This window comes from Sanguibacter sp. Leaf3, from assembly GCF_001425965.1.
Lineage (GTDB): Bacteria > Actinomycetota > Actinomycetes > Actinomycetales > Cellulomonadaceae > Sanguibacter > Sanguibacter inulinus.
On record NZ_LMRH01000001.1, the window covers coordinates 875,251 to 900,685 of the forward strand.

Genomic DNA, 25,435 nt, shown 5'->3' on the forward strand with positions numbered 1-25,435 from the left:
GGTCATCCAACCGGCCATCCTGCGCGCGCCTCGACCGGGTTGCATGTACTTGGCCCGGTCGGCTATGCTATCGCTTTGCGCTGGCGTGTGCCTGCGAAGCCACTCACGGAACCGACTGGAACGGTCCGCGACCCTCGGAGAGAGCTCCGAGCCCGTCTCGGCATCTGACCTGAGGATCCGTGAGCCCCCGGGGCTGCCGTGAAACCACGGCTGTGACAGGGACCCAGGTGTCGATGACACCACAAGGGTGGACGACCAGGCTCACAAGCGCAACAGCGTGCACTCGATCCGCAGGGAAGGACCCCTCTTGGCTGCCTCGCGCACCCCTTCTGCTCCGTCCGCCGACGCAATCGCGAACCGCACCGCATCTCGGCGCGTCTCCTTCGCCAAGATTTTTGAGCCGCTCGAGGTCCCTGACCTCCTCGGCCTCCAGACCGACAGCTTCGACTGGCTCCTGGGCAACGAGAAGTGGCGCGCGCGTGTTGCGGCAGCCATGAAGCTCGGGACCCAGGACGTGCCGGAGACCTCAGGCCTGGAAGAGATCTTCGAAGAGATCTCACCGATCGAGGACTTCGGCTCCTCGATGTCTCTCTCGTTCTCCAACCACCGCTTCGAGCCCCCGAAGCACACGGCCGAGGAGTGCAAGGAGAAGGACTTCACCTACGCGGCGCCGCTGTTCGTCACGGCGGAGTTCTTCAACTACAACACCGGCGAGATCAAGAGCCAGACGGTCTTCATGGGTGACTTCCCCCTGATGACCGAGCGCGGCACCTTCATCATCAACGGCACCGAGCGCGTCGTCGTCTCGCAGCTCGTCCGTTCGCCCGGCGTGTACTTCGAGCGTGCCGCCGACAAGACCAGCGACAAGGACATCTTCTCCGCGAAGATCATCCCGCAGCGTGGTGCGTGGCTCGAGTTCGAGATCGACAAGCGCGACGCCGTGGGCGTCCGCGTCGACCGCAAGCGCAAGCAGTCCGTCACGGTCCTCCTCAAGGCCCTCGGCATGACCGAGTCGGAGATCCGCGAGGAGTTCGCGGCCTTCCCCTCGATCCTCGACACCCTCGAGAAGGACAACGTCACGACCGAGGAAGAGGCGCTCGTCGACCTCTACCGCAAGATCCGTCCGGGCGAGCCGCCCACGGTCGAGGCCGGTCGCTCGCTCCTCGAGAACTTCTACTTCAACTCCAAGCGCTACGACCTCGCGAAGGTCGGCCGCTACAAGGTGAACAAGAAGCTCGGCATCGACGCGCCCCTGGCCGACTCGGTCCTGACCGTCACCGACATCGTCAAGACGATCAAGTACCTCGCAGCCCTGCACGCCGACGTCACCGCTCTCGACGGCGTCAAGAACGGCGAGGCCGTCGAGGTCCGCGTCGAGACCGACGACATCGACCACTTCGGCAACCGTCGTATCCGCGCCGTCGGCGAGCTCATCCAGAACCAGGTCCGTACCGGCCTGTCTCGGATGGAGCGTGTCGTGCGCGAGCGCATGACGACGCAGGACGTCGAGGCGATCGCCCCGCAGACCCTGATCAACATCCGCCCCGTCGTGGCGTCGATCAAGGAGTTCTTCGGGACCTCCCAGCTCTCGCAGTTCATGGACCAGAACAACCCCCTCGCCGGTCTGACGCACAAGCGTCGTCTGTCCGCGCTGGGCCCGGGTGGTCTGTCCCGCGACCGCGCCGGCATGGAGGTCCGTGACGTCCACCCGTCGCACTACGGCCGCATGTGCCCGATCGAGACCCCTGAGGGCCCGAACATCGGCCTCATCGGCTCGCTCGCGTCCTTCGGTCGTATCAACCCCTTCGGCTTCATCGAGACGCCGTACCGCAAGGTCGAGAACGGCAAGGTCTCCGACGACGTCGTGTACCTCACGGCTGACGACGAGGACCGCTACGTCATCGCCCAGGCGAACACGGAGCTCAACGAGGACGGCTCGTTCCGTCAGGAGCGCGTCCTGGTCCGCCTCAAGGGTGGAGAGACCGACGACGTCCTCGGCTCGAACGTGGACTACATGGACGTCTCGCCGCGCCAGATGGTGTCGGTCGCGACGGCCCTCATCCCGTTCCTCGAGCACGACGACGCCAACCGCGCCCTCATGGGTGCCAACATGCAGCGCCAGGCTGTCCCGCTGGTCCGGTCGGAGGCCCCCTTCGTCGGTACCGGCATGGAGCGTCGTGCCGCGATCGACGCCGGTGACGTCATCGTCGCCACGAAGCCCGGTGTGGTCACCGAGGTCTCCGCAGACCTCATCGTCGTCGCCAACGACGACGCGACCACCACGAGCTACCGCGCCGCGAAGTTCCGCCGCTCCAACCAGGGAACCTCCTACAACCAGCGCGTGCTGGTCGACGAGGGCGCCCGGGTCGAGGTCGGCTCGGTGCTCGCCGACGGCCCCGCGACGGACGAGGGCGAGCTCGCGCTCGGCCGCAACCTGCTCGTGGCGTTCATGTCGTGGGAGGGTCACAACTACGAGGACGCGATCATCCTCAGCCAGCGTCTGGTCCAGGACGACGTCCTCTCCTCGATCCACATCGAGGAGCACGAGGTCGACGCCCGCGACACGAAGCTCGGCCCTGAGGAGATCACCCGGGACATCCCGAACGTCTCCGAGGACGTCCTCGCCGACCTCGACGAGCGCGGCATCATCCGCATCGGCGCCGAGGTCAGCTCGGGCGACGTGCTCGTCGGAAAGGTCACGCCCAAGGGCGAGACCGAGCTCACCCCGGAGGAGCGCCTGCTCCGCGCGATCTTCGGCGAGAAGGCCCGCGAGGTCCGCGACACGTCCCTCAAGGTGCCCCACGGCGAGTCCGGCACGGTCATCGAGGTCCGCACGTTCAACCGTGAGGACGGCGACGAGCTGCCCGCCGGCGTCAACGAGCTGGTCCGCGTGTACATCGCTCAGCGACGCAAGATCACCGCGGGTGACAAGCTCGCCGGCCGTCACGGGAACAAGGGCGTCATCTCGACGATCCTCCCGGTCGAGGACATGCCGTTCCTCGAGGACGGCACGCCCGTCGACATCGTCCTCAACCCGATGGGTGTCCCGGGACGAATGAACGTCGGTCAGGTGCTCGAGGTCCACCTCGGGTGGATCGCCGCGCAGGGCTGGGACATCGACCTCGCGACTGAGGGTGACCTCTCCTGGAAGGAGAACGTCCCCGCGGTCGCAGCGACCTCCGAGCCGCGCAACCCTGTGGCGACACCGGTCTTCGACGGTCTCCAGGAGAACGCCCTCTCGGGTCTGCTCCAGAGCACCCTCCCGAACCGCGACGGCGCACGCATGGTGCAGCCCGACGGCAAGGCACGCCTCTTCGACGGCCGCTCCGGCGAGCCGTTCCCCGAGGCCGTGGCTGTCGGCTACATGTACATCTTGAAGCTCCACCACCTGGTGGACGACAAGATCCACGCGCGCTCGACGGGTCCGTACTCGATGATCACCCAGCAGCCGCTCGGTGGTAAGGCCCAGTTCGGTGGCCAGCGCTTCGGTGAGATGGAGGTCTGGGCCCTCGAGGCGTACGGAGCTGCGTACACCCTGCAGGAGCTCCTGACCATCAAGTCGGACGACGTCCCGGGCCGTGTCAAGGTCTACGAGGCGATCGTCAAGGGCGAGAACATCCCCGACTCGGGCATCCCGGAGTCCTTCAAGGTCCTCCTCAAGGAGATGCAGTCGCTGTGCCTGAACGTCGAGGTGCTCTCGAGCGACGGCACCTCGATCGAGATGCGCGAGTCTGACGACGACGTGTACCGCGCCGCTGAAGAGCTCGGTATCGACCTGTCGCGTCGCCCCAACGCAGCAGCGAGCATCGACGAGATCTGATCTCGGTGACGGGCGGGGGTGCGTAGTCCCTGCTGGGACCTCCACCCCTGCCCCATCCGACACCCTGTAGCACCTCCACCGCGCCGGTGACGGGACACATCCCGACCAGGCCGGCAGACGAAGGAAGTAGGACCACCTTGCTCGACGTCAATGTCTTCGACGAGCTGCGTATCGGACTGGCCACGGCAGACGACATCCGCACCTGGTCGCATGGCGAGGTCAAGAAGCCTGAGACCATCAACTACCGCACCCTCAAGCCCGAGAAGGACGGACTCTTCTGCGAGAAGATCTTCGGTCCGACCCGGGACTGGGAGTGCTACTGCGGCAAGTACAAGCGCGTGCGCTTCAAGGGCATCATCTGTGAGCGCTGCGGCGTCGAGGTGACGCGCTCGAAGGTGCGTCGTGAGCGCATGGGCCACATCGAGCTCGCCGCGCCCGTCACTCACATCTGGTTCTTCAAGGGTGTGCCGTCCCGCCTCGGCTACCTGCTCGACCTCGCGCCGAAGGACCTCGAGAAGGTCATCTACTTCGCCGCGTACATGGTGACGTCGGTCGACGTCGACGGCCGCCAGGAAGACCTCCCGAACCTCCAGAACGAGATCGACCTGGAGAAGAAGGAGATCACCGACCGTCGCGACAACGACATCGAGACGCGCGCACGCCGTCTCGAGGCCGACCTCGCCGAGCTCGAGGCCGAGGGCGCCCGCGCCGACGCACGCCGCAAGGTGCGCGACTCGGCCGAGCGCGAGATGGCTCAGCTGCGCAAGCGTGCTGACGCCGAGCTCGAGCGCCTCGAGCAGGTCTGGGACAAGTTCAAGAACCTCAAGGTCGCCGACCTCGAAGGCGACGAGATGCTCTACCGTGCCCTCCAGGACCGTTACGGCAACTACTTCGAGGGTTCGATGGGTGCCGCCGCGATCCAGAAGCGGCTCCAGGACTTCGACCTCGACGCCGAGGCGACCTCGCTGCGCGAGATCATCCGCTCCGGCAAGGGCCAGAAGAAGACCCGCGCCCTCAAGCGCCTCAAGGTCGTCAACGCGTTCCTCACCACGACCAACTCGCCCACGGGCATGGTCCTGGACGCCGTCCCGGTCATCCCGCCGGACCTGCGTCCGATGGTGCAGCTCGACGGTGGACGTTTTGCGACGTCCGACCTCAACGACCTGTACCGCCGCGTGATCAACCGCAACAACCGCCTGAAGCGCCTCCTCGACCTCGGTGCACCCGAGATCATCGTCAACAACGAGAAGCGCATGCTCCAGGAGGCTGTCGACTCGCTGTTCGACAACGGTCGTCGTGGACGTCCGGTCACCGGACCGGGCAACCGCCCGCTCAAGTCGATCTCCGACATGCTCAAGGGCAAGCAGGGTCGATTCCGCCAGAACCTCCTCGGCAAGCGCGTGGACTACTCGGGCCGTTCGGTCATCGTGGTCGGTCCTCAGCTCAAGCTGCACCAGTGCGGCCTGCCGAAGCAGATGGCGCTCGAGCTCTTCAAGCCCTTCGTCATGAAGCGTCTCGTCGACCTCAACCACGCTCAGAACATCAAGAGCGCCAAGCGCATGGTCGAGCGCGCGAAGTCCGCGGTGTGGGACGTCCTCGAAGAGGTCATCACCGAGCACCCCGTGCTGCTCAACCGTGCACCCACCCTGCACCGCCTGGGTATCCAGGCCTTCGAGCCTCAGCTCGTCGAGGGCAAGGCCATCCACCTGCACCCGCTCGTCTGCGCGGCGTTCAACGCCGACTTCGACGGTGACCAGATGGCTGTCCACCTGCCGCTGTCCGCCGAGGCCCAGGCCGAGGCGCGCATCCTCATGCTCTCGAGCAACAACATCCTCAAGCCGTCTGACGGTCGTCCGGTCACCATGCCCTCGCAGGACATGATCATCGGTCTGTACCACCTGACGAGCGACAAGGTCGACCCGATCGGCGAGGGCCGCGCGTTCAGCTCCGTGTCCGAGGCCGTCATGGCCTTCGACCAGGGCAGCCTGGACCTCAACGCCGTCGTCACGATCCGCATGGAGGGTCTCGTCCCGCCGGTCTCCGGCTTCGAGGCTCCCGAGGGCTGGGTCGAGGGCGAGCCGCTCCTCTTCACCACCACCCTGGGTCGCGCGCTCTTCAACGAGCTGCTCCCTGTCACGTACCCGTACGTGAACTCGGTCGTGGACAAGAAGCGTCTGTCGCAGATCGTCAACGAGCTGGCCGAGACCTACCCCAAGGTCGAGGTCGCCGAGTCGCTCGACGCTCTTAAGGCCGCCGGCTTCCGCTGGGCGACCCGCTCGGGCATCACCATCTCGATCTCCGACGTCGCGACGCCGAAGGCCGAGAAGGCTGCCATCCTCGAGGCGCACGAGGCTCGTGCTCTCAAGGTGCAGCAGCAGTTCGACAAGGGTCTGATCACCGACGACGAGCGCCGCCAGGAGCTCATCGAGATCTGGACCCAGGCCACCGACAAGGTCGCGAAGGCGATGCAGGAGAACTTCCCTGCGCGCAACACGGTCTACAGGATGGTCGGCTCGGGTGCTCGTGGTAACTGGATGCAGGTCCGTCAGATCGCCGGTATGCGTGGTCTCGTGGCGAACCCGAAGGGTGAGATCATCCCTCGCCCGATCAAGTCCAACTACCGTGAGGGCCTCTCGGTCCTCGAGTACTTCATCGCCACGCACGGTGCTCGTAAGGGTCTGGCCGACACGGCTCTGCGCACAGCAGACTCGGGCTACCTGACCCGTCGTCTCGTCGACGTCTCGCAGGACGTCATCGTCCGCGAGGACGACTGCGGGACCGAGCGCGGTCTCACGCTCCCCGTGGGCGAAGACCTCGGTGACGGTCGCCTCGTGCGCCACGCCAAGGTCGAGCAGAGCATCTACTCGCGCACCCTGGCCGCCTCGGTCGAGGTCGACGGCAAGGTGCTCGGCAAGTCGGGCGACGACGTCGGAGACGTGCTCATCGACGCGCTGCTCGCTGCGGGCGTCACGACCCTCAAGGTGCGCTCCGTGCTCACCTGCGAGTCGCACGTCGGTACCTGCGCCCGCTGCTACGGCCGTTCGCTCGCGACCGGCAAGCTCGTGGACATCGGCGAGGCCGTCGGCATCATCGCGGCCCAGTCGATCGGTGAGCCCGGTACGCAGCTGACCATGCGTACCTTCCACACCGGTGGTGTGGCGTCGGCCGACGACATCACGCAGGGTCTGCCCCGTGTCACCGAGCTCTTCGAGGCCCGCACCCCCAAGGGTGAGGCCCCGATCGCGGAGTACTCCGGCAAGATCACGATCGATGACTCCGAGCGGACCCGTCGGATCGTCCTCACCCCCGAGGACGGCTCCGAGGAGATCGCATACCCGGTCACCAAGCGTTCGCGCCTGCTTGTCGAGGACGGACAGGACGTCGTCGTCGGCACCCAGCTCGTCCAGGGTGCTGTCGACCCGAAGAAGGTCCTGCGCATCCTCGGACCGCGTGCCACCCAGAAGCACCTGGTGGACGAGGTCCAGGAGGTCTACGGCTCGCAGGGTGTGGACATCCACGACAAGCACATCGAGGTCATCGTCCGGCAGATGCTGCGTCGCGTGACCGTGCTCGACTCGGGTGACTCGATCCTGCTGCCCGGCGAGCTCGCCGAGCGTGGCCGCTTCGAGAACGCCAACCGCCAGGCTGTCGCCGAGGGTGGTCAGCCGGCCTCGGGTCGTCCTGAGCTCATGGGCATCACGAAGGCGTCGCTCGCGACCGACTCGTGGCTGTCTGCGGCGTCCTTCCAGGAGACCACCCGCGTGCTCACGGAGGCCGCCATGAGCGGTCGCCGCGACCCGCTGCTGGGCCTCAAGGAGAACGTCATCCTCGGAAAGCTCATCCCCGCCGGTACGGGTCTGCCCCGCTACCACGAGGTCACCGTCGAGCCGACCGAAGAGGCGAAGGCCGAGCTGTACCCGAGCTTCGGGTACGACGAGATCGACTTCCCCGCGCTCGGCATGGGCTCGGGCGAGGCCATCCCGCTCGAGGACATCGACTTCGGTCCGGACTTCCGCTGACCGAGATCTGATCTCGACCGTCTGACACAGCAGGGCGGCTCCTCCGGGAGCCGCCCTGCTGTGCTGTCGGGGGAGTGGGCCTGCTCGTCCGCCAGAGGGGGAGAGGGGCGCACTCAGCAGGCCTCTGCGCACGGCTCCCGGAGCGTCCTCGGTGGGGGAGAGACGCGCGCAAGACCGCGCTCTCCAGCGCGTCGCGAGCTCCTCGACCAGGGTTCTGGGAGAGCGGCCGCCATTCGCTCCACGGCGGCTCGTGGGACCCTGGCCAGCGACGTTGACCTCCGGGGCTCCGCCGGGTAGTGTTGAGCACCGTGCCCGTGCTCTCGGGCCATCGTGCGTCCCAGACGTCCTCCGCTGATCGCCGAGCAGCTCGCTGCTCTGGCTCGACGGGTGGAGGCCAGGGGTCGCCGGTCGACACGACCGGACCACGACGGCCAGACGACGCGGCGGGCTTTTCCGGATCGGCGCCTGGCGTCGCTCTGGACCATCGAGCCGGTGGTACGTGGCGTAGTGCAGCTGAAGCTGCGGTGCCCTCGTGCACCCAGCGCGGACACAGACCAGCAACGCATGCCACAGCCAGCACCGAGATCATCTCGGTGGGCTCGAGTAGACACGGAGACGCAGTGCCCACGATTCAGCAGCTCGTCCGCAAGGGGCGGACATCTAAGGTCTCGAAGTCCAAGACCCCCGCCCTCAAGGGCTCGCCCCAGCGACGCGGTGTGTGCACCCGCGTCTACACCACGACCCCGAAGAAGCCGAACTCCGCGCTCCGCAAGGTTGCCCGCGTGAAGCTCTCCTCCGGCGTCGAGGTCACCGCCTACATCCCCGGTGTCGGCCACAACCTCCAGGAGCACTCGATCGTGCTCGTCCGCGGCGGTCGTGTGAAGGACCTCCCCGGTGTTCGCTACAAGGTCATCCGCGGCGCACTCGACACCCAGGGTGTCAAGAACCGCAAGCAGGCTCGCAGCCGTTATGGCGCGAAGAAGGAGAAGAGCTGAGATGCCTCGTAAGGGTCCGGCCCCGAAGCGGCCACTCGTCATCGACCCGGTCTACGGATCGCCGGTCGTCACGCAGCTGATCAACAAGGTTCTCCTCGACGGCAAGAAGTCGACCGCTGAGGCGATCGTCTACGGTGCCCTCGAAGGTGTGCGCGAGAAGACCGCGGGTGACCCCGTCGTCGTGCTCAAGCGTGCGCTCGAGAACGTCCGCCCCGCCCTCGAGGTGCGCTCGCGCCGTGTCGGTGGAGCGACCTACCAGGTCCCCGTCGAGGTCCGCCCCGCGCGTGCCACGACGCTCGCCCTGCGCTGGCTCACCGACTACTCCCGCGCCCGTCGCGAGAAGACGATGACCGAGCGCCTCATGAACGAGATCCTCGACGCGAGCAACGGCCTCGGTGCCGCTGTCAAGCGCCGTGAGGACATCCACAAGATGGCCGAGTCCAACAAGGCCTTCGCGCACTACCGCTGGTAATGGCGCACCGGTGCCCCGAGGTACTCCCTCGGGGCACCGGGCCATCCGCTGCCCTCCCTCGCGGGGCCGGCAGTCTCTTGTCTCGCTCCGTCCCCCATCAGTAAGAGGTAAACCGTGGCACAGGACGTGCTCACCGACCTGAACAAGGTCCGCAACATCGGCATCATGGCCCACATCGATGCTGGCAAGACGACGACCACCGAGCGGATCCTGTTCTACACCGGGGTCAACTACAAGATCGGTGAGACCCACGACGGCGCATCGACGACTGACTGGATGGAGCAGGAGAAGGAGCGCGGCATCACCATCACGTCCGCGGCCGTGACCTGCTTCTGGAACAAGAACCAGATCAACATCATCGACACGCCCGGACACGTCGACTTCACGGTCGAGGTCGAGCGCTCGCTCCGCGTCCTCGACGGCGCTGTCGCCGTCTTCGACGGCAAGGAGGGCGTCGAGCCCCAGTCCGAGACGGTCTGGCGCCAGGCCGACAAGTACAACGTCCCCCGCATCTGCTTCGTCAACAAGATGGACAAGCTCGGCGCGGACTTCTACTTCACCGTCGACACCATCATCAACCGCCTCAAGGCGAAGCCGCTGGTCATCCAGCTGCCCATCGGGTCCGAGAGCGAGTTCACCGGCGTGGTGGACCTGCTCGAGATGAAGGCCCTCATGTGGCGCGGTGAGACCAAGATGGGCGAGGCGTACACGACCGAGGAGATCCCGGCCGACCTCGTCGAGAAGGCACAGCAGTACCGTGCCCAGCTCATCGAGGACGTCGCCGAGTCGAGCGAAGAGCTCCTCGAGAAGTACCTCGGCGGCGAAGAGGTCACGATCCCCGAGATCAAGACCGCGATCCGCGCGCTCACCGTCGCCGGCGAGGCCTTCCCGGTCCTCTGCGGCTCGGCGTTCAAGAACAAGGGCGTCCAGCCCATGCTCGACGCCGTCATCGACTACCTCCCGTCGCCCCTCGACGTGCCGGCCATCGACGCCCACGACGTGCGTGACTTCGAGAAGGTCATCGAGCGCCACCCGGACGCCACGGAGCCCTTCGCGGCTCTCGCCTTCAAGGTCGCGGCTCACCCGTTCTTCGGCAAGCTGACGTACATCCGCGTGTACTCCGGCAAGGTCGAGCCCGGCGCACAGCTCCTCAACTCCTCCAAGGGGAAGAAGGAGCGCCTGGGCAAGATCTTCCAGATGTACTCCAACAAGGAGAACCCTGTCGCCTCGGCGAGCGCGGGTCACATCTACGCGGTCATCGGCCTCAAGGACACCACGACGGGTGACACCCTCACCGACGTGTCGAGCCCTGTCGTGCTCGAGTCCATGACCTTCCCCGAGCCCGTCATCGACGTGGCCATCGAGCCGAAGACGAAGGCCGACCAGGAGAAGCTCTCGGTCGCCATCCAGAAGCTCGCCGAAGAGGACCCGACGTTCCGCGTCAAGCTGGACGACGAGACCGGCCAGACCGTCATCGGCGGCATGGGCGAGCTCCACCTCGACATCCTCGTCGACCGTATGCGTCGCGAGTTCAACGTCGAGGCCAACGTCGGCAAGCCGCAGGTGGCCTACCGCGAGACGATCCGCCGCACGGCGGAGAAGATCGACTACACACACAAGAAGCAGACCGGTGGATCGGGTCAGTTCGCCAAGGTGCAGGTCACCTTCGAGCCCCTCGAGACCGCCGAGGGCGAGCTGTACCAGTTCGTCAACGCTGTCACGGGTGGTCGTATCCCTCGCGAGTACATCCCCAGCATCGACGCCGGTATCCAGGCGGCGATGAGCCAGGGTGTCCTCGCAGGCTTCCCGCTCGTGGGTGTCAAGGCCACCGTCATCGACGGCGCCTACCACGACGTCGACTCCTCGGAGATGGCGTTCAAGATTGCCGGCTCGATGGTCCTCAAGGAGGGCGTCAAGCGGGCTGACCCGGTTATCCTTGAGCCGGTCATGGCAGTTGAGGTCCGTACTCCTGAGGAGTACATGGGTGACGTCATCGGCGACATCAACTCGCGTCGCGGGATGATCCAGTCGATGGAGGACGCGACAGGCGTCAAGGTCATCCGGGCCCAGGTGCCGTTGTCAGAGATGTTCGGGTACATCGGTGACCTTCGGTCGAAGACCCAGGGTCGTGCCGTGTACTCGATGCAGTTCGACAGCTACTCCGAGGTTCCTCGGAACGTTGCCGAAGAGATCATCAAGAAGACCCGGGGCGAGTGAGTCCCCACAGGTCGAACCGTAGTATCACCACCATCAACCTGTAGCGACCCGCACGCCCCGCAGATACACCGCTGAAACGAGCTAGTATCTGCATCGTTCGGCACGACTACCCAAGTCCCAGGAGGACCCCAGTGGCGAAGGCCAAGTTCGAGCGGACCAAACCGCACGTCAACATCGGAACCATCGGTCACGTTGACCACGGCAAGACGACGCTGACGGCGGCGATCTCCAAGGTGCTGCACGACAAGTTCCCGGACGTGAACCCTGAGTTCAAGTTCGACGAGATCGACAAGGCACCGGAAGAGAAGCAGCGCGGTATCACGATCAACATCGCGCACATCGAGTACGAGACGGGCAAGCGCCACTACGCGCACGTCGACGCTCCCGGTCACGCTGACTACATCAAGAACATGATCACCGGTGCCGCTCAGATGGACGGCGCGATCCTCGTGGTCGCGGCGACCGACGGCCCGATGGCTCAGACCCGTGAGCACGTTCTGCTCGCCCGCCAGGTTGGTGTCCCCTACCTGCTGGTCGCGCTGAACAAGGCCGACATGGTCGAGGACGAAGAGATCCTCGAGCTCGTCGAGATGGAGGTGCGTGAGCTCCTCTCCGCTCAGGGCTTCGACGGCGACAACGCCCCGGTCATGCGCGTCTCGGGCCTCAAGGCTCTCGAGGGCGACGCTGAGTGGGTCAAGTCCGTCGAGGACCTGATGGAAGCTGTCGACGAGAACGTCCCGGACCCCGTCCGCGACCTCGACAAGCCCTTCCTCATGCCGATCGAGGACGTCTTCACGATCACCGGTCGTGGAACCGTCGTCACCGGCAAGGTCGACCGTGGAGCGCTCGCGCTCAACTCTGAGGTCGAGATCGTCGGAATCCGCCCCGCGCAGAAGACGACCGTCACCGGCATCGAGACGTTCCACAAGTCCATGGACGAGGCACAGGCTGGCGACAACACCGGTCTCCTCCTCCGCGGCATCAAGCGCGAGGACGTCGAGCGTGGCCAGGTCGTGGTCAAGCCCGGCTCCATCACGCCGCACACCGAGTTCGAGGCTCGCGTCTACATCCTTGCCAAGGACGAGGGCGGGCGTCACAACCCGTTCTACTCGAACTACCGTCCGCAGTTCTACTTCCGCACCACGGACGTCACCGGCGTCATCACGCTGCCCGAGGGCACCGAGATGGTCATGCCTGGCGACAACACCGAGATGACGGTCGAGCTCATCCAGCCGATCGCCATGGAAGAGGGCCTCGGCTTCGCTATCCGTGAGGGTGGCCGCACCGTTGGATCGGGCCAGGTCACCAAGATCCTCAAGTGATCTAGTGCCTAGCTGACCAGCTAGCTCGTCCGGAGACCCGGCAGCCCTCGTGGCTGCCGGGTCTTCGTGCGTCTGGGGGCGGGGGAGGTGCCTGGAGGTACCTCCTGAGCCTGCCGGCAGAGGGGCGGTGCAGGTCACAACCCGGCGTGGGTTGGCTTTTCCACCTCGCCGTGGCAGACTAGTCAAGTTGCCTGTTACGGGCGCGCTCATTCTCAAGTCGAACAGTGTGTTGAACCGCGGGTCCTCCCAGAGGAGGGCCGTTGCCGTGTGTTGAGCTCTCTGTTCTTCGACAGATCGAGGCGCCACGGGACCCCGGTTCCACACAGGTGAGAAGACGTTGTGATCAGCTGGGCATCGTCGGGCACGCAGTGCTCACGATCAGCAGCGGTTCACATTTCCAACGGCCCCGTACCACGCAGTGGTGCAGCGCAAGAGGTTGTCGCCCAGAGCGACACGCCCGAGCGCGGGGGTCGGACAGTTCGAGAGAAAGAGTCAGACGACGCCATGGCGGGACAGAAGATCCGCATCCGGCTCAAGTCCTACGACCACGAGGTCATCGACAGCTCGGCGCGCAAGATCGTCGACACGGTGACACGCGCTGGTGCGACGGTCGTGGGCCCGGTGCCGTTGCCGACGGAGAAGAACGTGTTCTGCGTTATCCGTTCGCCTCACAAGTACAAGGACAGCCGCGAGCACTTTGAGATGCGCACGCACAAGCGGCTCATCGACATCATCGATCCCACGCCGAAGGCGGTCGACTCGCTCATGCGTCTCGACCTGCCCGCGGACGTGAACATCGAGATCAAGCTCTGAGGCTGGGGGAGGACATCACTATGGCTACCCAGCAGAACGAACGGCCCGTCACGGCCGTGCTCGGAACCAAGCTCGGGATGACCCAGGTCTGGGACGAGGCAGGACGCCTCGTTCCCGTGACCGTGGTCCAGGTCGGCACCAACGTGGTGACCCAGGTCCGTACAGCTGAGGTCGACGGCTACGCAGCCGTCCAGCTCGCCTACGGCCAGATCGACCCGCGCAAGGTCTCGCAGCCGCTGAAGGGTCACTTCGAGAAGGCCGGGGTCACCCCGCGCCGTCACGTGACCGAGATCCGTACGTCCGACGCCGGCGAGTTCACGCTCGGCCAGGAGCTCACCGCCGAGGCCTTCGCCTCCGGCAGTGTCGTGGACGTCATCGGGACCACCAAGGGTAAGGGCTTCGCAGGAGTCATGAAGCGCCACGGATTCCACGGAGTCGGCGCGTCCCACGGTGCCCACAAGAACCACCGCAAGCCCGGCTCGATCGGTGGGGCCTCGACCCCGTCGCGCGTGTTCAAGGGTGTGCGCATGGCTGGTCGGATGGGTGTTGACCGTCAGACCACGCAGAACCTGACCGTTCACGCGGTCGACGCCGAGAAGGGCCTGCTCCTCGTCAAGGGTGCAGTTCCCGGACCTAAGGGCGGCGTCGTCCTCGTGCGTAGTGCCGCGAAGGGTGCGTGAAGACATGTCTGAAACGCTCACCGTCGACGTCATCGACGCCACAGGCAAGAAGGCCGGCACGACCGACCTCCCCGCCGAGGTGTTCGACGTCCAGACGAACATCCCGCTGATCCACCAGGTCGTCGTCGCGCAGCTCGCTGCAGCCCGTCAGGGTACGCACGACACCAAGAGCCGCGGCGAGGTCCGCGGTGGTGGACGCAAGCCGTACAAGCAGAAGGGGACCGGCCGCGCCCGTCAGGGCTCGACCCGTGCTCCTCAGTTCGCCGGTGGTGGAGTCGTCCACGGCCCCACGCCTCGCGACTACTCGCAGCGCACCCCCAAGAAGATGAAGGCTGCTGCTCTCCGCGGCGCCCTGTCCGACCGGGCTCGCGCAGGCCGCATCCACGTCGTCACCGGTTTCGGTGTCGACGGCGTGCCGTCGACCAAGCAGGCTCTCACCTCGCTCTCCAACCTCGCTCCTCGCCGCAACGTCCTCGTTGTGCTCGAGCGCGGTGACGAGCTCACGGTGAAGTCGCTCCGCAACGCTGAGCAGGTGCACCTCCTGGTCGCTGACCAGCTCAACACCTACGACGTGCTCGTCTCTGACGACGTGGTCTTCACGCAGGGCGCGCTCGACGCGTTCCTCGCCGGGCCCACGACAGGTTCTTCGGTCAAGGCCGTCGCGACCGAGTCCGAGTCGGCACAGCTCGCGAAGGAGGACGCCAAGTGAGCACCACCGTCCAGAAGGACCCCCGCGACATCCTGATCGCGCCGGTCCTCTCGGAGAAGAGCTACGGCCTGCTCGACGAGGGGAAGTACACCTTCCTCGTCGACCCGCGGTCGAACAAGACGGAGATCAAGATCGCCATCGAGAAGATCTTCGATGTCAAGGTCGCCTCCGTCAACACGATCAACCGCAAGGGCAAGACCCGGCGGACCCGTTTCGGTATCGGCAAGCGCAAGGACACCAAGCGTGCAATCGTCTCCCTCCGTGAGGGTTCGATTGACATGTTCGGTGGCCCGGTCGGCTGAGCCGGCCGAGAGCAGATTGAGGACAGATCCCCATGGGAATCCGTAAGTACAAGCCGACGACGCCCGGACGCCGCGGCGCCAGCGTCGCCGACTTCGTCGAGATCACGCGCTCGGAGCCGGAGAAGTCGCTGATCCGCCCGCTCCACAAGACCGGTGGCCGTAACAGCTCCGGCCGTATCACCACCCGTCACAAGGGTGGTGGCCACAAGCGTGCGTACCGCGTCATCGACTTCCGTCGCCACGACAAGGACGGCGTGCCCGCCAAGGTCGCTCACATCGAGTACGACCCGAACCGGACCGCCCGCATCGCGCTGCTGCACTACGCGGACGGCGAGAAGCGCTACATCATCGCTCCGAACAAGCTGCGTCAGGGTGACGCGATCGAGAACGGCGCCGGTGCTGACATCAAGCCCGGCAACAACCTGCCTCTTCGCAACATCCCGACCGGTACGGTCATCCACGCCATCGAGCTCAAGCCCGGCGGCGGCGCGAAGATCGCACGTTCGGCTGGTGTGTCGGTGCAGCTCGTGGCCAAGGACGGCAACTTCGCGCAGCTGCGCATGCCGTCCGGCGAGATCCGCAACGTCGACCTGCGCTGCCGCGCCACCATCGGTGAGGTCGGCAACGCCGAGCAGTCGAACATCAACTGGGGCAAGGCCGGCCGCATGCGCTGGAAGGGCAAGCGCCCGACAGTCCGTGGTGTCGCCATGAACCCGATCGACCACCCGCACGGTGGTGGTGAAGGGAAGACCTCCGGTGGTCGTCACCCTGTCAGCCCCTGGGGCCAGGCAGAGGGTCGCACCCGTCGTCCCAACAAGGCGAGCGACAAGCTCATCGTCCGTCGCCGTCGTACCGGCAACAAGAAGCGTTGATAAGGAGCCTGACAGATGCCTCGTAGCCTCAAGAAGGGCCCCTTCGTTGACGGCCACCTTCAGAAGAAGGTGGACGTCCAGAACGAGAAGGGGACCAAGAACGTCATCAAGACCTGGTCCCGTCGGTCGGTCATCACGCCCGACTTCCTCGGTCACACGTTTGCCGTGCACGACGGACGCAAGCACACCCCGGTGTTCGTCACCGAGTCGATGGTGGGTCACAAGCTCGGCGAGTTCGCTCCGACGCGCACCTTCCGTGGCCACGTGAAGGACGACAAGAAGGGCCGTCGCCGCTGACCCCCGGGTCAGCAGCGACAGGGACCTCTTGGTCATGACCAGACAAGAAGGCAGGACAGCAATGGAAGCCAAGGCGCAGGTGCGGTTCATCCGCGTCACGCCCCAGAAGGCCCGGCGCGTCGTGGATCTCATCCGTGGCAAGCAGGCCACTGAGGCCGTCGCGGTGCTGAAGTTTGCACCGCAGGCCGCCAGCGAGCCGATTCGCAAGGTCGTGGAGAGCGCGATCGCGAATGCACGGGTCAAGGCAGACCGCGCGAGCGTGGCCTTCGACGAGCAGCAGCTCGTCGTCACGGCTGCGTTCGTCGACGAGGGGCCGACCCTCAAGCGGTTCCGCCCCCGTGCGCAGGGGCGAGCCAGCCAGATCCTCAAGCGGACCAGCCACATCACCGTGGTTGTCGCCCCGCGCGAAGACACGAAGGGAAGGGCCCGATAGTGGGACAGAAGGTTCACCCGCACGGGTACCGTCTCGGCATCACGACCGACCACCGCTCGCGGTGGTTCGCCGACAGCACCAAGCCCGGTCAGCGCTACCGCGACTACGTCCGTGAGGACGTCCAGATCCGCAAGCTCATGAGCACCGGTCTCGAGCGCGCTGGAATCTCGAAGGTTGAGATCGAGCGCACCCGCGACCGCGTCCGCGTCGACATCCACACTGCCCGTCCGGGCATCGTGATCGGTCGTCGTGGCGCCGAGGCAGACCGCATCCGCGGCGAGCTCGAGAAGCTCACGGGCAAGCAGGTCCAGCTCAACATCCTCGAGGTCAAGAACGCTGAGATCGATGCTCAGCTCGTGGCCCAGGGGATCGCCGAGCAGCTCGCGAGCCGCGTCTCGTTCCGCCGTGCGATGCGCAAGGGCATGCAGTCCGCCCAGCGCGCCGGCGCCAAGGGCATCCGTGTCCAGTGCGCAGGTCGTCTCGGTGGCGCAGAGATGAGCCGCAGCGAGTTCTACCGCGAAGGCCGTGTGCCGCTGCACACCCTCCGCGCGAACATCGACTACGGCTTCTTCGAGGCCCGCACCACCTTCGGCCGTATCGGCGTCAAGGTGTGGATCTACAAGGGTGACATGACGGAGAAGGAGTTCGCGGCTTCGCAGGCGAACCAGGCGCCTCGTGCGCCCCGTGGTGGCCCGCGCGGCGAGCGTCCCGCTCGTGGCGGCCGTCGTAACGAGCGTCCGGCCGCTGCCGAGGCGCCCGCCCAGGCCGACCAGGCTGCTGCTGCTCCGGCAGAGGCTGCCCCGGCCGCTCCGACCGGAACGGAGGCCTGAGCATGCTGATCCCGCGCAGGCTGAAGCACCGCAAGCAGCACCACCCGGGGCGCTCCGGCGCCGCGACCGGTGGTACCACGATCGCGTTCGGCGAGTACGGAATCCAGGCTCTCGAGCCGGCCTACGTCACGAACCGTCAGATCGAGGCTGCTCGTATCGCCATGACCCGCCACATCAAGCGTGGTGGCAAGGTCTGGATCAACATCTACCCTGACCGTCCGCTGACCAAGAAGCCTGCGGAGACCCGAATGGGTTCAGGTAAGGGTTCCCCCGAGTGGTGGATCGCGAACGTCAAGCCCGGCCGGATCGTCTTCGAGCTCGCCGGTGTCCCGGAAGAGCTGGCCCGGGAGGCTATGCGTCGCGCTATCCACAAGCTCCCGATGAAGTGCCGTTTCGTGGTGCGCGAGGGTGGTGGCAACTGATGGCTTTCGGAACCAAGGATCTGGCTCCTAGCGAGCTGGACGGCTTCGACGACGAGAAGCTTGTCGCCGAGCTGGAGAAGTCCAAGAAGGAGCTCTTCAACCTCCGCTTCCAGTCGGCCACCGGCCAGCTGGAGAGCCACGGTCGGCTCAAGGCTGTTCGTCGCGACATCGCGCGGATCTACACGATCCTGCGTGAGCGCGAGCTCGGCATCCGTACCGCACCGAGCGTGAGTGAGTGAGGCTGACATGAGCGAGAAGACAACTGCTGAGGCAGCTGCAGAGCAGGACGTCGCCGCCAGCCGGCCGAACCGCAAGACGCGGCGCGGCTACGTGGTGAGCGACAAGATGGACAAGACCGTCGTCATCGAGGTCGAAGACCGGGTCAAGCACCCGCTCTACGGTAAGGTGATCCGACGCACCTCGAAGGTCAAGGCGCACGACGAGCAGAATGCTGCTGGTACGGGTGACCTCGTCCTCATCATGGAGACCCGCCCGCTGTCCGCTACCAAGCGGTGGCGACTGGTGGAGATCCTCGAGAAGGCCAAGTAACACCAGCACTTGGAAGTAGAGATCTGACGCCTGAGGGGCGGACCTGTGGTCACCACGGGTCCGCCCCACAGGGGTGAGACGAGCTACTACAGTGCTTGTCAGCTATCCGTTCGGCAAGGCTCGTTACGACGAGAACCAGCTCGACGACAGGAGTTCACCACATGATTCAGCAGGAGTCGCGACTTCGAGTCGCCGACAACACGGGTGCCAAGGAGATTCTCTGCATCCGCGTTCTCGGTGGGTCGGGCCGTCGCTACGCCGGTATCGGCGACACCATCGTCGCAACCGTCAAGGACGCGATCCCCGGCGGGAACGTCAAGAAGGGCGACGTGGTCAAGGCCGTCATCGTCCGGACCGCCAAGGAGCGCCGTCGTCCCGACGGTTCCTACATCAAGTTCGACGAGAACGCCGCTGTCATCCTCAAGGCTGACGGCGAGCCCCGTGGAACCCGCATCTTCGGCCCTGTCGGCCGCGAGCTGCGCGACAAGAAGTTCATGAAGATCATCTCGCTGGCGATGGAGGTGCTCTGAACATGGCGAAGATCAAGAAGGGCGACACGGTGATCGTGATCGCCGGTCGTGACAAGGGCAAGACTGGTCGCGTCCTCGAGGTCCTCACGGACTCCGACCGCGTCATCGTCGAGGGTGTCCAGCGCGTCACCAAGCACGTCAAGGTCGGCCAGACCCAGCGTGGGACCCGCACGGGCGGGATCGAGTCTGTCGAGGCTCCGATCCACGTCAGCAACGTGCAGTTCTACGACGCCGAGGCAAAGCGCGGCAAGCGCATCGGTGCCCGCACCGAGCAGGTCGAGCGAGACGGTCGTACTCGTACGGTCCGTGTCCGCGTGACCCGCGGTCACGGCGACACCGCGAAGGACATCTGATGAGCACCGAGACGTACGCGAAGGCACAGCCTCGCCTCAAGGCCCGCTACGCCGCGGAGATCCTCCCGGCGCTCCACGAGGAGTTCTCGCACGAGAACGTCAACCAGGTCGCCGGTCTCACGAAGATCGTCGTCAACATGGGTGTCGGAGACGCTGCGAAGGACGCCAAGCTGATCGAGGGCGCCATCCGCGACCTCACAGCCATCACCGGTCAGAAGCCGCAGGTCACGAAGGCCCGCAAGTCGATCGCCCAGTTCAAGCTTCGCGAGGGGATGCCCATCGGCGCCCACGTGACGCTGCGCGGCGACCGCATGTGGGAGTTCGCCGACCGTCTGCTGTCGATCGCGCTCCCGCGTATCCGTGACTTCCGTGGGCTCTCGCCCAAGCAGTTCGACGGACACGGCAACTACACGTTCGGTCTGAACGAGCAGTCCATGTTCCACGAGATCGACCCCGACAAGGTCGACCGCGTTCGCGGTATGGACATCACCATCGTGACGACCGCGACCACCGACGCTGAGGGCCGTTCGCTCCTGAAGCGTCTCGGCTTCCCCTTCAAGGAGCTCTGACATGGCGAAGAAGGCCCTGGTCAACAAGGCAGCCGCAAAGCCCAAGTTCGCGGTTCGTGCCTACACCCGGTGCCAGAAGTGCGGTCGCCCGCACTCTGTGTACCGCAAGTTCGGACTCTGCCGTATCTGTGTGCGCGAGATGGCGCACCGCGGCGAGCTTCCCGGCGTCACCAAGAGCAGCTGGTAACAACTACGTCGTAGGTCCGGACGGTGCCCGTAGAGGCACGGACCGGATACCCCGGCGAGGAAGGGCTACAGCCCAATGACGATGACCGACCCGATCGCAGACATGCTCACGCGTCTGCGTAACGCGAACTCGGCTTACCACGAGACGGTTCAGATGCCGTTCTCGAAGCTGAAGTCGCACATTGCTGAGATTTTGCAGGCCGAGGGATACATCTCCGGCTGGACCGTCGAGGACGCGCCCGTGGGCAAGTACCTCACCATCCAGCTGAAGTTCGGCCCGAGCCGCGAGCGTTCGCTCGCCGGCATCCGCCGTATCTCGAAGCCTGGTCTTCGTGTGTACGCGAAGTCCACGAACCTGCCGAAGGTCCTCGGCGGTCTGGGTGTGGCGATCCTGTCCACGTCCTCAGGCCTCCTGACCGACAAGCAGGCCGCACAGAAGGGCGTGGGTGGGGAAGTCCTCGCCTACGTCTGGTAATCGGAAGACGGAGAGGAGATAGCCATGTCCCGTATCGGCAAAGTCCCCGTCCCGGTTCCTTCCGGAGTGGACGTCAGCATCAGCGGAGCGCTGGTGACGGTCAAGGGTCCCAAGGGAACCCTCGAGCACGTCATCCCCGCCCCCATCGAGGTCTCGCTCGCTGAGGACGGTGCCCTCGCGGTCACCCGTCCCAACGACGAGCGCACCTCACGCGCCCTGCACGGGCTCACCCGTACGCTCCTGGCCAACATCATCACCGGTGTGACCCAGGGCTACGAGAAGAAGCTCGAGATCGTCGGCACCGGTTACCGCGTGACGGCAAAGGGTTCCGACCTCGAGTTCGCACTTGGCTTCAGCCACCCGGTGGTCATCTCGGCCCCCGAGGGCATCAGCTTCGCCGTCGAGGCCCCGACCAAGTTCTCGGTCAGCGGCATCGACAAGCAGCAGGTGGGCGAGGTCGCTGCGAACATCCGCAAGATCCGCAAGCCCGAGCCTTACAAGGGCAAGGGTGTGCGTTACGCGGGCGAGATCGTCCGTCGCAAGGCCGGAAAGGCTGGTAAGTAACCATGGCTCTCAAGATCATGGGCAAGGGCAAGGCCGTCGCGCGTCAGCGCCGCCACTTCCGCCTGCGCAAGAAGATCTCGGGCACGGCTGCTCAGCCGCGTCTCGTGGTTACCCGCTCTGCTCGTCACATGACCGCTCAGGTCGTGGACGACACAGTCGGCAAGACCGTCGCCTCGGCGTCGACCCTCGAGGCCGACCTTCGTGCCTTCGACGGCGACAAGACCGCCAAGGCTCGCAAGATCGGCGAGCTCGTCGCCGAGCGTGCCAAGGCCGCTGGTGTCGAGGCAGTCGTCTTCGACCGCGGGGGCAACAAGTACCACGGCCGAGTGGCAGCAGTCGCCGACGGGGCCCGCGAAGGCGGTCTGGCCCTGTGATGACGCGAACCACTTCCGCATCGAAGCAAAGGACTCTCTGATGGCTGCAGGGCAGCGCAGCACCACCGGCGCCCCCACGGGCGGCGCCACCACCGAGAACAACAACAGCGACCGTAGGAACGACCGTCGCGGCGGAGGCCGCGGCGGAGACGGTCGTCGCGGTGACGCCGCTGAGAAGAGCGCTTTTGTCGAGCGCGTCGTCACCATCAACCGTGTCGCCAAGGTCGTCAAGGGTGGTCGTCGCTTCAGCTTCACCGCTCTCGTCGTGGTGGGTGACGGCGACGGAACCGTCGGCGTCGGCTACGGCAAGGCCAAAGAAGTTCCCGCGGCCATCGCCAAGGGTGTCGAAGAGGCCAAGAAGAACTTCTTCAAGGTTCCTCGCATCCAGGGCACGGTTCCTCACCCCGTCACGGGCGAGGCAGCCGCTGGTGTCGTCTTCCTCCGTCCGGCCGCACCGGGAACCGGTGTGATCGCCGGTGGACCGGTCCGCGCCGTGCTGGAGTGCGCCGGCATCCACGACGTGCTCTCGAAGTCCCTCGGGTCCTCGAACGCCATCAACATCGTCCACGCGACGGTGGCGGCGCTCCGCGGCCTCGAGCTCCCCGAGCAGGTTGCTGCTCGCCGTGGCCTTCCGCTCGAGCACGTCGCCCCGGCGGCCATGCTCCGTGCGCAGGCAGCGGGCAAGGCTCCGGCAGCAGAGGCAGGTGCATGATGGCCCGTCTCAAGGTGACCCAGGTCAAGTCCGCCATCGGCGGCAAGCAGAATCAGCGCGACACCCTGCGCACTCTGGGCCTCAAGCGGATCGGTGACACCGCCGTGAAGGAAGACCGCCCGGAGATCCGCGGGATGGTCGTCACGGTGGCGCACCTCGTCACCGTCGAGGAGGTCGAGTGATCATGGCTGAGAAGTCAGACAAGAAGGACGCGGCCGTCGAGACCGACGCACCCGTGAAGAAGACGGCTGCCAAGAAGGCTCCTGCTGCGAAGTCTGCAGCCGAGGCGCCCGCAAAGGCAGCCCCGAAGGCGAAGACGACCAAGGCCGCCAAGGCCGAGGCTGTCGAGCCGGTGGCCGCAGCCGGTGCAGGTGGGACCCTCAAGGTCCACCACCTGCGTCCTGCTCCGGGTGCCAAGACCGCCAAGACCCGCGTGGGTCGTGGTGAGGCGTCCAAGGGTAAGACCGCTGGACGCGGGACCAAGGGCCAGAAGGCCCGCTACCAGGTTCCTGAGCGCTTCGAGGGTGGACAGATGCCGCTGCACATGCGGCTTCCGAAGCTCCGTGGCTTCAAGAACCCGTTCCGCACCGAGTACCAGGTCGTGAACCTGGAGAAGCTGTCGGCGCTCTACCCTGAGGGTGGATCTGTCACGGTGGACGACCTTGTCGCGAAGGGCGCCGTCCGCAAGGGCGAGCTCGTCAAGGTCCTCGGCACGGGCGAGCTGACCGTGAAGCTCGACGTGACGGTCGACCGTCTCTCGGGCTCCGCCAAGGACAAGATCCTTGCAGCTGGCGGTTCCGTCTCGCAGGCATGACACACACAGCAGGGCCGGCAGCGCACACGCGCTCCCGGCCCTGCTGTCGTCTGCGGGTCCAGATGTCCGGGTCCGACCAGGCCATCCACTAGACTCGTCCAGTCACACCCGCGCCGCTGGAGTCAGCGGCACGCGATCGACAGGCGCCGAGCACTCGGTGCCGACTCCACACGCCGCACAGACGGTGACGACTTCCCGCCTCGGCGGACCAGGAGGACTTGGTGCTCAGCGCATTCGCAAGGGCGTTCCGCACGCCCGACCTGCGGCGCAAGCTGCTGTTCACGATCTCGATCATGGCGCTGTTCCGTGTCGGCTCCTTCGTGCCGTCCCCGGGCATCGACTACGGGAACGTGCAGGCCTGCCTCGCCGACGGTGGCAGCGGAGAGCTCCTCGGTCTGGTGAACCTCTTCAGCGGCGGTGCGCTGCTGCAGCTGTCGATCTTCGCGCTCGGCATCATGCCGTACATCACCGCGAGCATCATCGTCCAGCTGCTCCGCGTCGTGATCCCTCACTTCGAGGCGCTCCACAAGGAGGGCCAGTCGGGTACAGCGAAGCTCACGCAGTACACCCGCTACCTCACCATCGGCCTCGCCGTCTTGCAGGCCACGACCTACGTGACCATGGCACGCAACGGTCAGCTGCTGCCGGGCTGCGACGTCATCCCGAACGACAGCTTCATGACCTCGCTGCTCATCGTCATCACGATGACCGGTGGCGCGGGCCTGATCATGTGGCTCGGTGAGCTCATCAGCGAGCGTGGCGTCGGTAACGGTATGTCGCTGCTGATCTTCACGTCGATCGCCGCGAGCTTCCCGCCCGCGCTCTTCTCGATCGCCGGCGGTGCCGGTGGCGTGCAGAAGTTCATCATCGTCATCCTGGTGACCCTCGTGGTCGTCGCGCTGGTCGTCTTCGTCGAGCAGTCCCAGCGACGCATCCCGGTCCAGTACGCCAAGCGCATGGTCGGTCGCAAGATGTACGGCGGTTCGACCACGTACATCCCGATCAAGATCAACATGGCCGGCGTGATCCCCGTGATCTTCGCGTCCTCGCTGCTCGCGGTCCCGGCACTCATCGCCCAGTTCGCGGCGCCCGAGGCCGGCTGGGTGCAGTGGGTCCAGCGCAACATCGCGCTGCCCGAGGCCCCTCTGCACATCGTGCTCTACGTGCTCCTCATCCTCTTCTTCTGCTTCTTCTACACGGCCATCACGTTCAACCCGGACGAGGTCGCCGACAACATGAAGAAGTACGGCGGGTTCGTGCCCGGCATCCGTGCCGGCCGTCCGACCGCCGAGTACCTCGACTACGTCATCACGAGGATCACCTCGGCCGGAGCGATCTACCTCGCTCTGATCGCGCTGATCCCGACCATCACGTTCCTGCTGCTCGACGTCAGCACCAACATCCCGTTCGGTGGTACGTCGATCCTCATCATCGTCGGTGTCGGTCTCGAGACCGTGAAGCAGATCGACTCCCAGCTGCAGCAGCGTCACTACGAAGGGTTCCTCCGTTGAGCGCACGCATCGTCCTCCTCGGCCCTCCCGGAGCGGGAAAGGGCACCCAGGCCGCGCGCCTGGCCGAGTCGCTCCAGATCGAGGCGATCTCGACAGGCGACATCTTCCGCTCGAACATCAAGGGCGAGACCGAGCTCGGTCTGCTCGCCCAGCAGTACACGGCGAAGGGCGAGCTCGTCCCCGACGAGGTCACCAACGCCATGGTGCGCGACAAGCTCGCCTCCAAGGTCGCTGCGGGGGAGCAGGGGTTCATCCTCGACGGCTACCCGCGCAACGTGGCCCAGGTGGCCGAGCTCGACACGATCCTCACAGACCTCGGGCTGACGCTCGACGGGGCCGTCGAGATCACCGCCGACCCTGAGATCGTCGTCGAGCGGCTCCTGGGCCGTGCGGAGATCGAGGGTCGTGCGGACGACACCGAACCCGTCATCCGGCACCGTCTGTCGGTCTACGCCGAGCAGACGGCGCCGATCGCACGGCTGTACGCCGAGCGTGGCGCCCTGGCCCAGGTTGACGGCATCGGTTCCGTCGACGAGGTCACCACCCGCCTGCTCGGTGCGCTCGACCAGCTGCACTCCTGAGAGACAGAAGACCA

The 25,435-nt window shown here is 65.8% G+C and carries 29 protein-coding genes; all 29 read left to right on the forward strand.

Going from position 1 to position 25,435, the window contains the following annotated elements; translation table 11 throughout:
* Positions 1-307: 307 nt before the first annotated feature.
* The 29 genes from rpoB to ASG53_RS03870 all read left to right on the forward strand — a co-directional run bounded on the left by rpoB (position 308) and on the right by ASG53_RS03870 (position 25,421).
* Complete coding sequence (gene rpoB / locus ASG53_RS03730) at positions 308-3,820, forward strand: DNA-directed RNA polymerase subunit beta (RefSeq protein WP_056130614.1); 3,513 nt, start codon at positions 308-310, stop codon at positions 3,818-3,820.
* Between the two features lie 137 nt (positions 3,821-3,957).
* A complete protein-coding gene (locus tag ASG53_RS03735; protein WP_056128657.1) occupies positions 3,958-7,839 on the forward strand; it encodes a DNA-directed RNA polymerase subunit beta' in 3,882 nt (1,293 codons plus the stop codon).
* A gap of 620 nt (positions 7,840-8,459) precedes the next feature.
* Positions 8,460-8,834 (forward strand): 30S ribosomal protein S12, encoded by a 375-nt coding sequence (gene rpsL, locus ASG53_RS03740; protein WP_012867951.1) that lies wholly within the window; start codon positions 8,460-8,462, stop codon positions 8,832-8,834.
* A gap of 1 nt (position 8,835) precedes the next feature.
* Positions 8,836-9,306, forward strand: a complete 471-nt coding sequence (rpsG, locus tag ASG53_RS03745; RefSeq protein WP_012867950.1) for a 30S ribosomal protein S7 — start codon at positions 8,836-8,838, stop codon at positions 9,304-9,306.
* A 114-nt stretch (positions 9,307-9,420) separates the two neighbouring features.
* Positions 9,421-11,523 carry an elongation factor G gene (fusA, locus tag ASG53_RS03750; RefSeq protein WP_056128660.1) on the forward strand — a complete coding sequence of 701 codons (2,103 nt, stop codon included), beginning with the start codon at positions 9,421-9,423 and terminating at the stop codon, positions 11,521-11,523.
* A gap of 131 nt (positions 11,524-11,654) precedes the next feature.
* Positions 11,655-12,845 carry an elongation factor Tu gene (tuf, locus tag ASG53_RS03755; protein WP_056128674.1) on the forward strand — a complete coding sequence of 397 codons (1,191 nt, stop codon included), beginning with the start codon at positions 11,655-11,657 and terminating at the stop codon, positions 12,843-12,845.
* A gap of 504 nt (positions 12,846-13,349) precedes the next feature.
* Positions 13,350-13,658 (forward strand): 30S ribosomal protein S10, encoded by a 309-nt coding sequence (rpsJ, locus tag ASG53_RS03760; protein WP_012867945.1) that lies wholly within the window; start codon positions 13,350-13,352, stop codon positions 13,656-13,658.
* A gap of 20 nt (positions 13,659-13,678) precedes the next feature.
* Positions 13,679-14,338, forward strand: a complete 660-nt coding sequence (gene rplC, locus ASG53_RS03765; protein ID WP_056128676.1) for a 50S ribosomal protein L3 — start codon at positions 13,679-13,681, stop codon at positions 14,336-14,338.
* 4 nt (positions 14,339-14,342) lie between these two features.
* Complete coding sequence (gene rplD, locus ASG53_RS03770) at positions 14,343-15,047, forward strand: 50S ribosomal protein L4 (RefSeq protein ID WP_056130617.1); 705 nt, start codon at positions 14,343-14,345, stop codon at positions 15,045-15,047.
* Positions 15,044-15,349 (forward strand): 50S ribosomal protein L23, encoded by a 306-nt coding sequence (gene rplW, locus ASG53_RS03775; protein ID WP_056128680.1) that lies wholly within the window; start codon positions 15,044-15,046, stop codon positions 15,347-15,349. The genes rplD and rplW overlap by 4 nt, the downstream gene beginning before the upstream one ends.
* A 32-nt stretch (positions 15,350-15,381) precedes the next feature.
* Positions 15,382-16,221 (forward strand): 50S ribosomal protein L2, encoded by an 840-nt coding sequence (gene rplB, locus ASG53_RS03780; protein WP_056128683.1) that lies wholly within the window; start codon positions 15,382-15,384, stop codon positions 16,219-16,221.
* Positions 16,222-16,236: 15 nt separating this feature from the next.
* Positions 16,237-16,518, forward strand: a complete 282-nt coding sequence (gene rpsS, locus ASG53_RS03785; protein ID WP_012867940.1) for a 30S ribosomal protein S19 — start codon at positions 16,237-16,239, stop codon at positions 16,516-16,518.
* Between the two features lie 61 nt (positions 16,519-16,579).
* Entirely contained in the window at positions 16,580-16,951 is a 372-nt protein-coding gene (gene rplV / locus ASG53_RS03790) for a 50S ribosomal protein L22 (protein ID WP_012867939.1), read from the forward strand.
* Positions 16,951-17,781 carry a 30S ribosomal protein S3 gene (gene rpsC / locus ASG53_RS03795; RefSeq protein ID WP_012867938.1) on the forward strand — a complete coding sequence of 277 codons (831 nt, stop codon included), beginning with the start codon at positions 16,951-16,953 and terminating at the stop codon, positions 17,779-17,781. Before rplV ends, rpsC begins: the two co-directional genes overlap by 1 nt.
* A gap of 2 nt (positions 17,782-17,783) precedes the next feature.
* Complete coding sequence (gene rplP / locus ASG53_RS03800; protein WP_012867937.1) at positions 17,784-18,203, forward strand: 50S ribosomal protein L16; 420 nt, start codon at positions 17,784-17,786, stop codon at positions 18,201-18,203.
* The gene (rpmC, locus tag ASG53_RS03805) at positions 18,203-18,442 is read left to right on the forward strand and encodes a 50S ribosomal protein L29 (protein WP_056128695.1); all 240 of its coding nucleotides are present in this window, start codon (positions 18,203-18,205) and stop codon (positions 18,440-18,442) included. Before rplP ends, rpmC begins: the two co-directional genes overlap by 1 nt.
* Before the next feature lie 7 nt (positions 18,443-18,449).
* Positions 18,450-18,752, forward strand: coding sequence for a 30S ribosomal protein S17 (rpsQ, locus tag ASG53_RS03810; RefSeq protein WP_056128698.1), 303 nt, complete (start codon positions 18,450-18,452; stop codon positions 18,750-18,752).
* 161 nt (positions 18,753-18,913) lie between these two features.
* Positions 18,914-19,282: a 50S ribosomal protein L14 gene (rplN, locus tag ASG53_RS03815; RefSeq protein ID WP_012867934.1), complete on the forward strand. Its 369-nt coding sequence runs from the start codon at positions 18,914-18,916 to the stop codon at positions 19,280-19,282.
* Positions 19,283-19,284: 2 nt separating this feature from the next.
* On the forward strand, positions 19,285-19,635 hold the full coding sequence (rplX, locus tag ASG53_RS03820; RefSeq protein WP_012867933.1) for a 50S ribosomal protein L24: 351 nt from the start codon (positions 19,285-19,287) through the stop codon (positions 19,633-19,635).
* On the forward strand, positions 19,635-20,204 hold the full coding sequence (gene rplE, locus ASG53_RS03825; RefSeq protein ID WP_012867932.1) for a 50S ribosomal protein L5: 570 nt from the start codon (positions 19,635-19,637) through the stop codon (positions 20,202-20,204). Before rplX ends, rplE begins: the two co-directional genes overlap by 1 nt.
* A gap of 1 nt (position 20,205) precedes the next feature.
* Positions 20,206-20,391: a type Z 30S ribosomal protein S14 gene (locus tag ASG53_RS03830; RefSeq protein ID WP_012867931.1), complete on the forward strand. Its 186-nt coding sequence runs from the start codon at positions 20,206-20,208 to the stop codon at positions 20,389-20,391.
* Between the two features lie 75 nt (positions 20,392-20,466).
* Positions 20,467-20,865, forward strand: a complete 399-nt coding sequence (gene rpsH / locus ASG53_RS03835; RefSeq protein WP_012867930.1) for a 30S ribosomal protein S8 — start codon at positions 20,467-20,469, stop codon at positions 20,863-20,865.
* Positions 20,866-20,889: 24 nt separating this feature from the next.
* On the forward strand, positions 20,890-21,429 hold the full coding sequence (gene rplF / locus ASG53_RS03840) for a 50S ribosomal protein L6 (protein ID WP_056128700.1): 540 nt from the start codon (positions 20,890-20,892) through the stop codon (positions 21,427-21,429).
* 2 nt (positions 21,430-21,431) lie between these two features.
* The gene (rplR, locus tag ASG53_RS03845) at positions 21,432-21,803 is read left to right on the forward strand and encodes a 50S ribosomal protein L18 (RefSeq protein ID WP_056128702.1); all 372 of its coding nucleotides are present in this window, start codon (positions 21,432-21,434) and stop codon (positions 21,801-21,803) included.
* A gap of 40 nt (positions 21,804-21,843) precedes the next feature.
* Positions 21,844-22,515 (forward strand): 30S ribosomal protein S5, encoded by a 672-nt coding sequence (gene rpsE / locus ASG53_RS03850; RefSeq protein WP_056128705.1) that lies wholly within the window; start codon positions 21,844-21,846, stop codon positions 22,513-22,515.
* Positions 22,515-22,697, forward strand: coding sequence for a 50S ribosomal protein L30 (gene rpmD, locus ASG53_RS03855; protein WP_012867926.1), 183 nt, complete (start codon positions 22,515-22,517; stop codon positions 22,695-22,697). The genes rpsE and rpmD overlap by 1 nt, the downstream gene beginning before the upstream one ends.
* Before the next feature lie 2 nt (positions 22,698-22,699).
* Positions 22,700-23,329: a 50S ribosomal protein L15 gene (gene rplO / locus ASG53_RS03860; protein WP_179912126.1), complete on the forward strand. Its 630-nt coding sequence runs from the start codon at positions 22,700-22,702 to the stop codon at positions 23,327-23,329.
* Between the two features lie 221 nt (positions 23,330-23,550).
* Positions 23,551-24,840: a preprotein translocase subunit SecY gene (gene secY / locus ASG53_RS03865; protein ID WP_056128707.1), complete on the forward strand. Its 1,290-nt coding sequence runs from the start codon at positions 23,551-23,553 to the stop codon at positions 24,838-24,840.
* Positions 24,837-25,421 carry an adenylate kinase gene (locus ASG53_RS03870; protein ID WP_056128712.1) on the forward strand — a complete coding sequence of 195 codons (585 nt, stop codon included), beginning with the start codon at positions 24,837-24,839 and terminating at the stop codon, positions 25,419-25,421. The genes secY and ASG53_RS03870 overlap by 4 nt, the downstream gene beginning before the upstream one ends.
* Positions 25,422-25,435: the final 14 nt, after the last annotated feature.